We start from the raw sequence: 15314 nt of genomic DNA, 5'->3' as shown, positions 1-15314 counted from the left end.
AATTCATATCCCACAGTATTACGAACAAGCTGGCTTTGGCCGGCTTGTTTTTTTTATGCCAAAATTTTAGTAAATTTTCTGAATACATAATGTAAAAAAGTGTTAAAGATGCATACAATTTAGGTGCACTATTTTTAATTGGATATATTTACAACCTAAGTATTTAATTTCCAATTCATGAAAATTTTTAGACTATCCTTTTTAATCCTCTCCGTTCTCTTTACCATAAATTTTTCATTATCGGCGCAAACTGATACTGTAAGCATTAATACCCTTATTGCAAAAACTAACAAAGCCCTTAATGATTATCCGGCAGAGAAAATTTATCTGCATTTTGATAAACCCTATTATGCCATTGCAGATACCGTTTGGTTTAAAGCTTATGTAACCGAGAATCAAAATTTGCTATCGGGGATTAGTAAGATTGTTTATGTTGACGTGATTAACCAGAAAGACTCACTCATCCAAACGATAAAGCTGCCTATTACCGCCGGTGTGGCAAACGGCAATTTCCCGTTGGATCAGGTGAATTACAAACAAGGGAATTATCATATCAGAGCTTATACCATGTGGATGCTTAACTTTGATAACCCGGCTTATTTTAATAAAACGTTCTACGTAGGTGAGGCTATTGATAAGGAAGTTAAAACCCATGTTACCTATAAAAATACATCAACTGATAAACAAGAAAAAATTGATGCCCGCGTACAGTTTAAAGATGCCAATAACAAGCCTTATGCCAACAGAAATGTAAGCTGGCAAGTGGTTACCAGTTATACGGTTATTGCTAAAGGCAGGGGTACAACTGATGCCAATGGTTATTTAACTATTGCCATGAGCGCCAATCAAAAGGCCGAATATCAATTAAAAAAGGGTGAATTAATTACCAGCATAAATACCACAGATAAAGATGTTGTAAACAATAGTTTTACCCTGGCTAATGCCATCTTAAGCAAAGATTTTCAATTCTTTCCGGAAGGTGGAAATCTCATCGCCGGATTGGTGAATAAGGTCGCTTTCAAGGCCATTAAAAGTGATGGATTAGGCATTAACGCTAAAGGAACTGTTACTGATAGCGAGGGCAAGCAAATCACTACTTTTAATGCCCAGCATCTTGGCATGGGTAGCTTTGACTTTTTAGCTGAAAAAGGGAAAACCTATAAAGCCAATGTAACTTATGCTGATGGTACAACCGAGACTTATAATCTTCCGGCAGTTAATGAGAAAGGCATTAAAGTAACCGTTGATAATACTGATACAGAAAATATCCAAGTTAAAATTGTTTCTAATGATGGCTTTTTCGAAGAAAATAAAGGCAAAAAGCTATATCTGGTAGCGCAAAGCAAAGGTGTAATTTGTTACGGTGCCCAAACTGCCTTATCAAACAAAGAATATAGTACCAGCATTTTAAAATCTAAATTCCCTGCCGGTATTGCACAGTTTACCTTATTTACAGATGAGGGCAAGCCGTTGAGTGAACGCCTGGCTTTTGTTCAGCATAAAAACAATATGGCTGTAACTTTAACCACCGCAGCCCCGGCTTACGGTGTAAAGAAAAAAGTGAAGGTTAATGTTTCTGCGAAAAAAGATGGCGCACCTATTGAAGGGAATTTTTCTGTAGCGGTGGTAGACGAAACAAAAGTACCTGCAAATGATGATGCTACCAGTACCATTTTAACCGGACTATTACTAAGTAGTGATATTAAGGGTTATATAGAAAAGCCTAACTATTATTTTAATACACCCGATGCTAAAAAAAATGCTGACCTGGATGTGCTTTTGCTTACACAAGGTTACCGCAGTTTTAAATATACGGATGTATTGGCTGGTAACTTACCAAAAATCAGCTTTATGCCAGAACAAGGCATAGAAGTTTCTGGAATATTAAGAATGAATAATGGTATCCCGGTAAGGAAGGGCCAGTTGTTGCTTACCATTCCTGATAAACGTTTTAACCTGGAGGGCGTAACAGATCCGGTTGGAAATTTCAGATTCAAGAATTTAGTGCTAAATGATTCTTCTAAAGTAACCATCACGGCCAAATATAACCCTAATTATAAAGCCATGGCCATCAGCCTGAATGGATCTCCTGTACCAACTTTAACGCGGAATTTCAGTGCCGCAGAAGAGGTTTTAAATATTGATAGTGCCCTCACCACTTATTTAGATAATAGCAAAAAACAGTATTCTTATTTACACACTTTAAAGGATGTAACCATTAAAGGTGCTGTTACACCGAAAGTGAGTCATAAAGATTATCCTGCCCTAACCGGACTTAGCCAAATGGCTGATCATGAAATAACAGGCGACCGTTTACAGGGTTGTGCTTTATTAATTAATTGTTTGCAGGGTATGCTTGCCGGTGTAACTTATCAGGATAATAATTTTTATGTAACCAGAGACTTTAATGCGGGTAAAAAAATTCCGATGGGGATTTTTATAAACGGAATGAGTGTTGATGTTAACCAGATTAACACCTTAAATCCGAATGAAATCGAATCTATTGAAGTATTTTTAAGAGATGAATTGGGCTTAGTGAATCGTGCTAATAACGTGAATGGTGTAATTGTATTTAACCAGAAGAAAGCACCAAAGGGAACCAAAATCTCTAAGGCACAATTGCTGGATCTGCTTCCGAAAAACTACGAAGTAACCTTTTCTCCTCAAGGCTACAACAAAGAGAAACAGTTCTATTCACCAAAATATGATGTTCCGGCCAATATGAACAAAACCGATTTAAGAACAACCATTTACTGGAACCCTAAAATTATTACGGATGCAACCGGAAATTCATCATTTGAATTTTATAATGCAGATGGAAAAGGTCAGTATAAAGTGATTATTGAAGGAATTGATGCCAATGGAAACTTAGGAAGATCGGTGTTAAGATATACGGTTAAATAAAATCAATAGTTATATAATAGCAGGCTCGAATGCTTACGCGTTCGAGCCTTTTTTTTATCAGTTACAAAAGAGTTTCCCGCAAAGACATAAGACACCTAATTTGTAGAACTTAAATACATTTGTATCCGTACCTTAAATCATCTTTAATCTGCGGGAAAACCACCCCGCCTGCGGGCACTCCTCCGAAGGAGCAATTGCTTAATAACTATTACCCAACAGGATATGGCAATTTCTCACCATTTAATCCAGCGATGATATTCTCAGCAATAAGATTAGCCATGGCATCACGGGTTTCTTCCGTTGCAGAGCCAATATGAGGCAAAACGGCAGCATTATCCATATTTAAAAGTGGGTTATTTTTATCCATCGGTTCTGGATTGGTTACATCTAAACCTGCACCCCAGATTATTTTTTCTTCCAATGCCTGAATTAAGTCTTTTTCATTATGAATGCCACCCCTCGCGGTATTGATAAATATTGAAGTCGGTTTCATTTTTTTGAAAACATCCATTGAAAATTTATCCTTGGTTTCATCCGTTAGCGCAGTATGAACACTGATGACATCACTCTGTTCTAGCAGTTCTTCAAAAGAAACATATTTTGCATTGATCTCTTTTTCTGCATCTTCGTTGCGAGACCGATTGTGGTAAATAACAGGCATCTGAAAAGCACCTGCACATTTTTTAGCCATCTCCAGTCCGATCTTCCCCAAACCAAAAACACCAAGGGTTTTACCATTTAACTCTATACCCAATTCTGGCGTAGGCTCGTAATTTTGCCAGTTACCATTTATAATTTTCTTGTGCAGGTAAAATGCCTTTCTGGATACGGCCAGCATCAATAAAAAAGCAGCAGAAGCTGTAGCACCACTTAAAACACCAGGCGTATTTCCAACGAGAATATTTAACTTTTTTGCCTCATCTACATCCACCTGATCAAATCCTACGGAATGAAGCGCAATAACCTTTAAATGTTTAACAGCATTCAAAAACTTAGCATCGATTTTATTCGGACCAACACTCACTAATGCATCCTGACCTTTACAAGCTTCGATTAATTCCTCAGCAGTAATTTGTCTATCCTCCTTCCATTGCGTAATTTCTATGTGTTTTTCTTCCAGTTGTTTAATACCAACCTGTGCAATGTTACCGCTTATAAATACTTTCATACATGCAAAACAATGAAATTTTAAAGGAGTTTTAATATTCCAAAATCAGTATATTTATTTTACCGTGGTACTTAGCCTTTGAAAAGTATGAGCACTAAAATAGCCTAAAGCACCGTTAGAAATATTAGATGTAGGATTGGAAGGTGTGGTACCCTGATTCGGACCTCCACCAGATTGCTCACTCAATGCATACCAGTAATTAAAAATATTGGAATCTATACCCTCCATTTCTACACTGATATTATCACCACTTTTTAACCCCTCATCGTCATCATCATTTGCTTCATAATACAATTGAATTCGCAGGTTATTGCCATTGGTTAAGCGATCGTTGTTCACATAAATCCGATCAGAAAAAAGGCCATTTACATAGAGGTTAAAACGATAAAAATTATTTTCATTTGCAGGATCGACCAAAAAGGCAGCAGCTGTTTTACGCTCATTTCCAAAAAAGTTATTCGTAATTACACCGATGGAATCCAACTTTACATGGTTAGGCATTTTAGAACTGGCCTGGTAATTTTTACCTTCAACGGTTACCTCCATTTTATAGGTAATACCAGAAACACCCCGCATTCTGTTCACATAAATACCAGGCGATTTTTCTGCAAAAACATAAATTTTACCACTGTTATCGCTCACCTTTACTGTAGCGCCTGATACTTTGGGATAAACCCCTTTCTCATCATAACCAACTGTTTTACTGATCAAAATCTGCTGTTCGACTAACCTGTCTGATATTTTCCCTTCAATAACCAACTGAGGTTCGGCATTATTGGTATCAATCTGGATGATTTTTTTACAAGATGTAAGACCAATAGTGGCCATCAACAAGTATATTAAATGTTTTTTCATGGATTAAAATTTAAAATTCCAGGTTACAGAAGGAATAATTCCAAAAAGAGAAGTTTGCTCGGCAGCTGTTCTACCTGGCTCATTCGGATCATTGATAAATTCGATCGAATATGGGTTTTTTCTGTTCAGGGCATTATAAACGCCAAAATTCCAGCTAGATTGAAATCTTCCCTTGCGTTTGCCTTCCAGCGTGGCACTCAAATCCAACCGCATATTGTAAGGCATTCTTCCAGCATTTCTTTCCGTATAATAGTATACTGTTTGTCCGCCCACTATATACTTACCTGCCGGAAAAGTAACGGCATTACCGGTGCTATAGATAAAGCTGGAGGAGAATGTCCACCGTTGATTAAGATTATAAATACCAACAACTGATACATCATGCGTGCGGTCTTGTCTGGCCGGAAAATAGTTCCCGTTATTCAATTGTGCAAATTTACGTTCCGTTCTTGATAAGGTATAACCAACCCAGCCATTTAGCTTTCCAAATTTCTTTTTAAAGAACAATTCCAAACCATATGCCCTACCTGTACCATAAAGTAATTCTGATTCTACATTTGAATTAGCCAGCAGTTGCGCCGCATTTTTATAATCGATCTGATTTTGCATCCATTTATAATACACTTCTCCAGACAGTTCATAATTATTTTCATCCAGGTTTTTAAAATAACCTAAGGCTACCTGATCTGCAATTTCAGGCTTAATGTTATTACTGCTTAACACATATTGATCAGTTGGTGAGCTGGATGTGGCATTGGTTAAAATATGGATGTTTTGTGTGTTACGGTTATATGATGCCTTTATTGAGTTTCGTTCATTGAATAAATAACTCACAGAAAAACGAGGTTCCAGATTAAGGTAATTTTTATAGAACTTCCCACTACTTACCTGATCTGTCTGGTCGATGTTCCCATCCGCATCATACTCACTAAAATTACCCGGACCTAATAATGAAAAAGCAGCGACGCGTACACCATATAAAAAGTTAAGCTTATCATTTACTGCCCATTCATCTGATACATAGGCCGCACTTTCCAATCCATAACGTTTTTCTTGTGCAAGCGGATTTACCTGTGATTCTTCGCTGGTTGTTGTAATATCAATTGGCGAGATGCGATGGTGCGTGGCATTTAAACCAAATCTAAGTGTATGCTGATTACTGAAATATTGAAAATCTTCCTTAAAATTAAAATCACGTACCAATGATGTCGCCTTAAAATTGGTCACATCATTCAGCAACCTTACGGTGTAGTTATAATTGTTGTAGATGAGGGAAGTATTGGAAAATAAACGATCGTTAAAAATATGATTCAAACGAACAGTAGTGGTTACATTTCCCCAGTTGTTTTCAAATAAATCTTTAACGCCAATATTATCCTTACCGAAATAACCAGAAATGTAAATGGTATTTTTATCATTGATTTTGTAATTCGCCTTGGCATTAATATCATAAAAATTCAGGGTACTGCCATTGATGGAAGAATCAGGAGAAGCCCTTAAAAAAAGATCAATGTAAGTTCTTCTGAAACTAACCATGAATGAGCCTTTATCTTTTACAATAGGTCCTTCGGCTTTCAGTCGGGAGGCAATTAAACCAATTCCACCCTGAAACTTAAATTCTTTATTATTTCCATCATCCATTTTAACATCCAACACAGATGATAAACGACCGCCATATTGTGCTGGCATTCCGCCTTTATATAAACTTACATCTTTAATGGCATCGGCATTAAAAGTAGAAAAGAAACCTAAAAGGTGTGATGAATTGTAAACCACTGCTTCATCCAGAATAATCAGGTTTTGATCGGCAGCACCGCCACGTACATAGAAACCTGTATTTCCCTCTCCGCCTGATTTTACTCCAGGCAATAATTGAATGGTTTTTAAAACATCTTTCTCTCCCAATAAAACCGGAATAGAATTTAAGGATTTCATATCGATCCGCTCCAGCCCCATCTGCGCACTTTTTACGTTTTCATTTTTGCGGTTATTGGCGTTTACCGTTACTTCAGCAAGATCGTTTGTACTTTTTAACTCCTCATTCAGTTTGGTATCTTTATTCAGGTTAATACTTTTTGTAATCGGCACAAAACCCGTATAGCTGATGGTTACGGTGTATGTTCCTTCAGTTTGTGTTAGTGCAAAATAACCATAATTGTTAGTTAGCGTGCCTGCATTAGCAGGTCCGGATATTTTAACCGTAGCACCAATTAAGGTTTCACCAGAACTTGCATCGCGGATGGTGCCGCTTAAGGTGAATTTGTTTTGTGCGGAAACGGAGAAACTACATAATAATAAAAGGAGAATGGGCAGGTAGAATTTTATCGACATATATACGGGAATCTTTAGAGATAAAGTTTCAAATGTACAAAATACGTAATGATGTCTATGTGATGAATTTGTTAAAATAGGGTTTTCAATCACATCACCTGCTTCATTATAAATTATTTTCGCAATAAATGTGATTCAATTGCCTTTTTCCAGATAGCATATCCCACAGCGTTCATATGCAACATATCTTCCACAAAAAGTTCTGGACGTAGATCGCCTGTTTTTGTTAACATTAAGCTATACACATCAATAAATTTGGTATTGGCTTCTTTAGCAAGAAAAGCCTTAATTAATGCATTGGATGCAATAGCCTTCTCTTTGAATGCTGCCCTACTCGGGCTCGGCTTAATTGAAATATACAATATTGGTGTATTAGGTAAAGTAGACCTTATCGATTGATACAATTTAATGGTTCTGTTTAATACAGAATCTGGTGTGGTTTTTTCGTTCGGCAAATCATTTTCCCCCACATAAAGAACAATTTGACGTGGATGATACGGGAAAACAATATCGTTCAGATAAAAAGTAATGTCGTTGGTTACCGCACCACCAATACCACGATTAAGCACATTATATTTAGCAAAAACCTTGGTGAGATTATCCCATTTACGAATGGATGAGCTGCCTACAAACAATATAGGTTGAACCGGAGGTTTGTACATTTGATCATATTTTTTAATCGTTTGTACATCATCCCAGAAAGCAGGTTTATTTTGGGCAAAAGTTGCTATAAATAAAAGTGGAGAAAGAAGAAGTGTGAAGATTATTTTTTTCATAGTATCAAAATTTCGAATTGTGCAAGATAGCAATCGTCTATATGATTTTTAGAAATTTGATGTAACAGATTTAGTAACCTCAGTTATGCCTGCGCTCGTTTCTAACGAGTGCATTATATTTCTACGATTGTATCTCGTCAACAGCTCTTTGTATAGTTTGATATTTACTAATGAGATATTACGGCACCGATACAAAAATTGTTTATATATCATAAATATGGCCTTCTATTTACACGCTCATTAGAAACGAGCGTGAGCAAAATGTTTAGCGCCTGCGCTCGTTTCTAACGAGCGCATTATAGTTCTACGATTGTATCGTCATTAACTTTTTCTGTAATTTGAGATTGGCTGATGAGGCATACAGTACCAACAGAAACATTGCTTTATGCCATACATATGGCTTTCTATTTACACGCTCGTTGGAAACGAGCGTGAGTAAAAAGCAAATTTTGAATAATTAACGCCTGCGCTCGTTTCTAACTAGCGCATTATAGTTCTACGATTGTATCGTCAGCAACCTTTTCTATAGTTTAAGATTGATTGATATAATATTATGGTACAGATACAACCATTATACTTTCGTTAAAAACGAGCGTGAGCATAAATGAGAACAATGCACAAAAAACCCGCTTAGCGAATGCTAAGCGGGTTCAAAATTCTACATTAATATTATTTCACATCAAACCATAACCTGGTAGTTAACAAATCTGCTCCCTGACTGGCTACCGCATTCCTGTAACTCTGCCCGTTTAATGATTGTTCTGTTCCGGGATAGATAAAGCGTACTGGAATTTGTCCGTTTAAAACTGTATTAACTGATGCCGTAAGTTGAGGATAATCCAATCTGCGTCTTTCTGCCCAGGCTTCCAGGCCTTGTCCGAAGAGTGCAATCCACTTTTGTTCGCCGATTGATTTTTTATAATTCGTCGCGTCGTATTGAATAGCTGCCTGTGTCACATAACTGGCTACTGAAGCATCAGTCACTCCAAACTGTTTTAAAGAAGCGACAATCCCTTGCTGGTATAAATCAGCTGCATTCTCGGTAGTGAAACCTCTCGCTGCCGCTTCTGCCCGATCAAACAATAATTCTGCATAACTAAAAATTACTGCCGGTGATTGAGGTGTAAGGAAATAGGCTCCTGGTTTGGAGGTTTTAGCAAAACCAATACCGCTGGCTTCAGAATTGGTTAAACCATTAGGCAAACCCACATATTCTTCAGGCGTAGCTGTTTGTGTTTTACTGGCATAAACCGGTAAACGTGGATCGTTCAGACTAAATAATTTATCTACAATGGTTTTGCTAATGCGGTAATCATCCCTGGTATCAAACAGTGCACTCACCGGGTTTTGTTGTGGTGAACTCTGATAAATTAACTGGGCAATATCAGCGTTCTCACTAATATAAGCATCACCATCGTTTTTAATATCGTCTAACACTTGCTTCGCCTTAGCTGGTTCCTGATCTGCTATTCGAAGCGCAATCCGTAACCTTAACGAGTTTGCCAATTTCTTCCATCTGGTAATATTGCCATTGTAAATCACATCTCCGGCAATAGCTTTCCCGGAAGGATCTAAAGTGTTTTTTGCCGTTTTCAAATCTTTGAGTAAGCCGTCATAAACATCCTTTTGTTTATCATAAGCTGGCGTGATAAATTCTTTTATTTTTCCAGCCTGACTATATGGAATATCACCATAAGCATCAGTAAGCAACAAAAACGACCAGGATCTTAAAGTTAAAGCCACACCCGTATAATTTGGATTACTGGTTGTATTTCCAATCTCTATAATCTTGTTTAATCCGTTAATACTGGTTGAATATAAAGTAGACCATAATGTGGTAAAGCTACTATTGGTATAAATAAACCTATCTTCTTCCGTATACTGTACTTTTGCCCATTGCTGAACAAAGAGCAGGCTGGAGTTCATGTTATTGGTAGTACCCCAATAGGCATCTGCTGTATTTTTGATGGCAGCAGTTAATAAATAATCTGGCTGTGCATTTTCGGTTACATTCGGGTTAATGTTGACCTCATCCAATTCTTTTTTGCAGGATGTTGCGAAAATAGAAAGTGAAATCAGGCTATATATAATATTTTTTTTCATGATAGGAAGATTAAAATTTAATGTTCAGGTTAATTCCGTAAGTACGTGTGGTTGGGTTAGAAAGGCTCTCCAAACCTTGTCCATTGCCAGTATTAAAGGCAACTTCCGGATCAATATCTTCTACGTTGCGATGAAGAATGGCGAGATTCCTCCCTACTAAGGCAACAGATACACCTTGCAAATTCAGGGACTTGATCCATTTTGCTGGTAAATTGTAGCTTAATTTTATTTCACGAAGTTTCACATAAGAGGCATCAAAGATATTAGCCTCATCTATGGTTCGGAATGATTTATAGTAGGTTTGTGCTGAAAGAATTTTATCGTTCTTTTTTCCATCAGCGGTTACCCCATCAAAGACCATCCCATCATCATAAACGGTTGCTCCTGCTGGCGCACTGGCACCACTAGCTAATCTAACCGCTCCATTTGCCTTTAAATTTCCTGGGTAGTAATAAGAAATTCCACCAAATTCTGCACCTCTTCCAGGCAATGTAGAGGCTAAAACGCCTGTGTAAGTACCTGTAGAATAAGTACCATTGTAAATAGATCCACCAAAACTGGCATCAATTAATACGCCTAGACTAAAACCTTTGTAGCTGAAAGTATTAGAAATTCCGCCAATCCAATCTGGTGTATATTTCCCTAAAGCTCTTTTAGTGGGGTCAGTTTGTGGGGCACCTGTAGCATTAACCACAATGTTGCCATTTCCATCTCTTAAAAAGGCATTGCCAAAAAGTGTTCCGTAAGGTTGACCAACTGTAGCAATTACTTGCGCAGAGTTGGTGGCTATTACATAATTTTGCAGTAAACCTTCCTGATCCAATTCAACCACTTTGCTTCTATTTGCCGCATAGTTCAAATCAATATCCCAGGTAAATTGTTTTTTCACCGGCGTAATACCCAGTTGAACTTCAATACCTTTATTATTAATTTTTCCGGCATTTATATTTTTCGATCTGAAACCCGTACTTGGACTCACATCAACATTTAAAATCTGGTTGTAACTATTCGTATTATATAAACTCACATCAAAACGAAGTCGTTTATTAAATAAAACCGCTTCAGCACCTAATTCTGATGAGGTGGTGGTTTCTGATTTTAGATTTGGGTCGAAATCTGTTCCGGATGGGCTAAGCTGTGGACTTGCTCCAAAAGGCGCAGAGAAACTGTAAGTATTGGTTAAACGATAAGGAGAGGTATCCTTACCTACCTTAGACCAGCCACCACGTATTTTTGCGTAATCCAGCACTGCGCTTTTTATATCAAAAGCTTCGGTAAGTACCAAACTTCCATTAAAAGACGGATAAAAATAGGAGCGGTTTTGAGCAGGCAAAGTAGACGACCAATCATTACGGGCCGTAATATTGGCAAAAAGGTAATTTCTAAAACCAATCTGCCCGGATGCATAACCGCTGTAAGATTTTAATTTACTGTAATTATTAGATGAAGTTAAAGGATCTCTGGAATTGTTTAACGTATATAAGCCAGCAACAGCCAAACGTGGTGCACTTTGATCGTTCTGTTCAATATAACTGGTTCGGATATTACCACCCAACAACACATCTAAGCTAAAATCATCATTTAATTGCTTTGAATAATTTAAAGTAGCATCGGTATTATTTTCATTCACCGTAAAAGCACTTTCGGTATACGATCCAAATGGCGTTCCATTAGTACCATAGGCAATTTTAATTTTCCTGCGGTCATTATAATAATCTGTTCCTGTACGAAAATTGAAGTTCAGTCCATCAATAATCTTATAGTTTAAACCAATACTTCCAATTAATCGATTTCTACTTTGAGACACCGTATTTTCATAGGCTACCCAATAAGGATTGCTGTAATAACTGTTATTCCAGTTGAAGGTATTGCCATTTTCATCCAGGTAATTTTTTAATTGGTTAATGTCAACCTGCCTACCAAACCAGGCAAACTGCAACATGGTACTGGTTGATCTTGATCCGCCGGTTCCAGGCAGGTTATCAGCGCCAAGTTTGCTATAATTGGCATTGGCCGTAATGGTTAGTTTAGGTGTTAAACGTAAAGTAGTATTTAAAGTAAATGAGTTTTTACCCTGACCAGAATTGGGTACGATACCTACCTGCTTGAGGTTATTATAAGATAATCGATAATCAAATTTCTCTCCAGCATCTTCAATTGAAATGCCGTTAGTTAATGAGTAACCCGTTTGGAAGAAGTCCCTTACGTTATCAGGATGGGCTACAAATGGAACCGCTACCCCTTTTGAAAAGAACTGCGGAATTAATCTGCCATCCATTCTTGGCCCCCAGCTTTCATCAACACCATCGTTTATGCCGGCACCTTTACCATCCACATAGCTAAATTTCCCTTCCGATCCTTGCCCGAATACATCCTGATATTTTGGCAAGGTTAAGATACTTTCCATTACTGCATTAGAATTAAAAGATATCCCCAATCCTTTTTTCGATTTTCCAGATTTGGTTTTAATGATAATCACACCGGCTGCTGCCCTAGAACCATATAAAGCGGCCGCATTTGGACCTTTTAACACACTGATGGATTCAATGTCATTGGGATTAATATCTGAAATGGCATTGGCATAATCTCTCGCACCGGCCGAATTAAGCTGCGAATTATCTACCGGAATCCCATCAACTACAAAAAGTGGCTGATTATTTCCGGCGATAGAAGTTTCACCTCTAATGACTACACGGGAAGAACCCATATCGCCTTGGCTATTGGTTACCCTTACCCCTGCAACTTTACCGGCAAGCGCGTTTACCAGATTTGTTTCCCTTGCTTCCGTTAAATTCTCACCTTTTACTTCCTGAATGGCATAACCCAATGATTTTTTCTGCTTAGAGATACCTAATGCAGTCACCACCACTTCGTCTAATGCATTTTCACCGTCACTTAAAGTAACATTTAATGTATTTGAACTTTCGGTAACCAATATCTCTTTGGTAGCGAAACCGATATAGGAAAAAACCAGTGTACCTTTTCCATTAATTGAAATAGTAAAAGCACCATTATTGTTGGTTGTTACGGCTTGTTTGGTACCCTTAACAAATACAGAAACACCTGGTAATGTTTCTCCTGAAGCGCTTTTAACCGTACCGGAAACACTGATATCTTGGGCATGCACGAGTGAGGAAAGCAAAAGCAAGCATACTATTGCCAATAGCTTAATTTTTTTTAACATAATAGGATTGATTAATGATAAGTTAAATGAGGAATGTAAAAAATCAGGGCAAAATAATTCCACTTCGCTACCAGGCGATTTTTTTACAAACGTGAATATTGATTGATTTTAATTATTGGTTTGGTATTTATAGCCTCATACAGCAACAAATACCCTTGCACATTCGAAGGCTCAAAAAAGTTTTTAAATGACCTGAGTGAATAGATTGTTTTTTGTTAGTTTTTTCCATCAAATTGTTTTTAACTATATAACTCTTACTTACCATTTCTGGCGAAGCTGATCTACAAAAAAAGCACGCCCGTAAAATCAGGAGTGCTCTCATATATTAAATTAATACTTTGCATTCAACTGACTTAACTTACCCAAATTACTTCGGGATGGAATTAGCACCATATCCAATTCAGGCTGGTTGCTAAGGTTTCACAGGGCCATTCCCTCCACCTTTCTTGATAAGCATTTTAAAATAACTGCGGCAAAGATAATATAAAAATCATAATGACTACAAATTCTATAGATTTTATTGAAAATATTTTTTCCATGCTTTTATGATGCTTACATTTGTCTCGTTATCAATAGATCTTAAATATCACATGAATATAAAATCATTACTATTTCTGTTACCGGCGTTTATGCTGTCGCAGATTTTACAAGCACAAACCCAAAAAAAACAATTAACTACTGCGCATAAATTATCTACATCATTCGTACCGAACGGCAAATGGCGAGGCGTATTTGAAATTAAACCCGGCGTTGAAGTTCCTTTTAATTTTGAAATTACAAAAAGTGATGCTAAGCCTCATTTGATCTTTTTGAATGGTGAAGAACGCTTTGATGGTGGCGTGGTTAAACAAACTGCAGATTCCATTTTGGTTGCTTTGGATCAGTTTGATAATGAACTTGCCTTTAAAATAGCAGGTGATTCGCTGGTAGGAGCACTTAGGAAACAAGATGGTTCCGGTAAACCTTTGGCCGTAAATGCAACCAGAGGGAATCTATATCGTTTCAAACCTAAGGGCAATAATGCAACAGCAGATTTCTCTGGCAAATACGATGTCACTTTCAAATCGCCTACCGGAAAAGATGAAAATGCAGTCGGACTTTTTAAACAGAACGGCAATAAAATTACCGGAACATTTTTAAGAGTAACGGGCGATTCACGTTACCTGGAAGGAATTGTTGAAGGCAATGATTTTTATTTATCAAGCTTTATTGGCTCCAGTCCATCCTATTACAAAGGAAGTTTTTCTAAGGATGGAACCATAACAGGAGAAACAGTTAGCGCAAGAGGAAATACTCCCTTCACAGGAAAACAAAACCAAAATGCAGCCTTACCTGATGCTTATAAATTGACTTTTCTAAAGGATGGTTACAAAACACTTGATTTCTCCTTTCCGGATGTAAACGGGAAAAAAGTGTCGCTTAGTGATGAAAAATTTAAAAATAAAGTGGTCATTCTAACCATTACAGGTACCTGGTGCCCGAACTGTGTGGATGAAGCATCCTTTATTGCGCCCTGGTATAAGAAAAACCGTAGTCGTGGTGTAGAAATAATCGGCATTCATTATGAAAGACAACTAGATTCAGCCTATGTACGGAAAGCTTTAACCCGATTCAGAGAAAAATTTGATATTCAATATGACCAGGTCATTGCGGGCACACCAGATAAAAAAATAGTAGCCGAATCATTGCCAGCGCTAAATAATTTTGTCTCTTTCCCAACCACCATCATCATTAATAAAAAAGGTGAGGTAGCACAAATTCACACCGGATACAGCGGACCAGCTACCGGAAAATATTATACTGATTTTGTGAAAGAATTTAATGCAGAAATTGATGCCTTATTGAAGGAATAGTTCTGATAATCACATAGCAACTAAATTAATAATAAATAATAATCGTTAGTTTAACGATTATTATTTATTTTGGTCTGCGCATTTAACCAAATAATTGCAGACCAATGAAGTTTCACTTTAGATTCCACTTTTTATTTGCT

8 protein-coding genes and 1 riboswitch are annotated in these 15314 nt (G+C 37.3%); of the genes, 2 read left to right on the top strand and 6 right to left on the bottom strand.

Going from position 1 to position 15314, the window contains the following annotated elements:
- Window positions 1-177 precede the first annotated feature (177 nt).
- A complete protein-coding gene (locus AN34_RS03985; RefSeq protein ID WP_029282582.1) occupies window positions 178-2904 on the top strand; it encodes a hypothetical protein in 2727 nt (908 codons plus the stop codon).
- Between the two features lie 208 nt (window positions 2905-3112).
- On the opposite strand, the gene AN34_RS03980 is transcribed toward AN34_RS03985, so the two are convergent.
- The 6 genes from AN34_RS03980 to AN34_RS03955 all read right to left on the bottom strand — a co-directional run bounded on the left by AN34_RS03980 (window position 3113) and on the right by AN34_RS03955 (window position 13321).
- Window positions 3113-4072 carry a D-glycerate dehydrogenase gene (locus tag AN34_RS03980; RefSeq protein WP_029282575.1) on the bottom strand — a complete coding sequence of 320 codons (960 nt, stop codon included), beginning with the start codon at window positions 4070-4072 and terminating at the stop codon, window positions 3113-3115.
- A 54-nt stretch (window positions 4073-4126) separates the two neighbouring features.
- Window positions 4127-4927: a DUF4249 domain-containing protein gene (locus AN34_RS03975; RefSeq protein ID WP_029282568.1), complete on the bottom strand. Its 801-nt coding sequence runs from the start codon at window positions 4925-4927 to the stop codon at window positions 4127-4129.
- A 3-nt stretch (window positions 4928-4930) separates the two neighbouring features.
- The gene (locus tag AN34_RS03970; RefSeq protein ID WP_029282567.1) at window positions 4931-7258 is read right to left on the bottom strand and encodes a TonB-dependent receptor; all 2328 of its coding nucleotides are present in this window, start codon (window positions 7256-7258) and stop codon (window positions 4931-4933) included.
- Window positions 7259-7371: 113 nt separating this feature from the next.
- Window positions 7372-8034, bottom strand: a complete 663-nt coding sequence (locus tag AN34_RS03965) for a GDSL-type esterase/lipase family protein (RefSeq protein WP_029282564.1) — start codon at window positions 8032-8034, stop codon at window positions 7372-7374.
- A gap of 669 nt (window positions 8035-8703) precedes the next feature.
- A complete protein-coding gene (locus AN34_RS03960; protein ID WP_029282562.1) occupies window positions 8704-10137 on the bottom strand; it encodes a SusD/RagB family nutrient-binding outer membrane lipoprotein in 1434 nt (477 codons plus the stop codon).
- Between the two features lie 10 nt (window positions 10138-10147).
- Window positions 10148-13321 (bottom strand): SusC/RagA family TonB-linked outer membrane protein, encoded by a 3174-nt coding sequence (locus AN34_RS03955; RefSeq protein WP_029282560.1) that lies wholly within the window; start codon window positions 13319-13321, stop codon window positions 10148-10150.
- A 350-nt stretch (window positions 13322-13671) separates the two neighbouring features.
- Window positions 13672-13777, bottom strand: a riboswitch (SAM riboswitch).
- Window positions 13778-13911: 134 nt separating this feature from the next.
- Here AN34_RS03955 and AN34_RS03950 point away from each other — a divergent pair.
- A complete protein-coding gene (locus AN34_RS03950; RefSeq protein ID WP_051666224.1) occupies window positions 13912-15174 on the top strand; it encodes a peroxiredoxin in 1263 nt (420 codons plus the stop codon).
- The last annotated feature ends 140 nt before the right edge of the window (window positions 15175-15314 follow it).

Origin of the sequence: Pedobacter sp. R20-19, assembly GCF_000708265.2 — a bacterium.
GTDB lineage: Bacteria > Bacteroidota > Bacteroidia > Sphingobacteriales > Sphingobacteriaceae > Pedobacter.
Note: the sequence above shows the minus strand (reverse complement) of the source record. Positions and strands in the feature narration are given on the sequence as shown.

What these genes read in the sequence shown, in the direction of transcription:
- AN34_RS03960 (WP_029282562.1), bottom strand. Translation starts at nt 10,137, where the DNA reads ATGAAAAAAAATATTATATATAGCCTGATTTCACTTTCTATTTTCGCA.
- AN34_RS03955 (WP_029282560.1), bottom strand. Translation starts at nt 13,321, where the DNA reads ATGTTAAAAAAAATTAAGCTATTGGCAATAGTATGCTTGCTTTTGCTT.
- AN34_RS03980 (WP_029282575.1), bottom strand. Translation starts at nt 4,072, where the DNA reads ATGAAAGTATTTATAAGCGGTAACATTGCACAGGTTGGTATTAAACAA.
- AN34_RS03950 (WP_051666224.1), top strand. Translation starts at nt 13,912, where the DNA reads ATGAATATAAAATCATTACTATTTCTGTTACCGGCGTTTATGCTGTCG.
- AN34_RS03975 (WP_029282568.1), bottom strand. Translation starts at nt 4,927, where the DNA reads ATGAAAAAACATTTAATATACTTGTTGATGGCCACTATTGGTCTTACA.
- AN34_RS03985 (WP_029282582.1), top strand. Translation starts at nt 178, where the DNA reads ATGAAAATTTTTAGACTATCCTTTTTAATCCTCTCCGTTCTCTTTACC.
- AN34_RS03970 (WP_029282567.1), bottom strand. Translation starts at nt 7,258, where the DNA reads ATGTCGATAAAATTCTACCTGCCCATTCTCCTTTTATTATTATGTAGT.
- AN34_RS03965 (WP_029282564.1), bottom strand. Translation starts at nt 8,034, where the DNA reads ATGAAAAAAATAATCTTCACACTTCTTCTTTCTCCACTTTTATTTATA.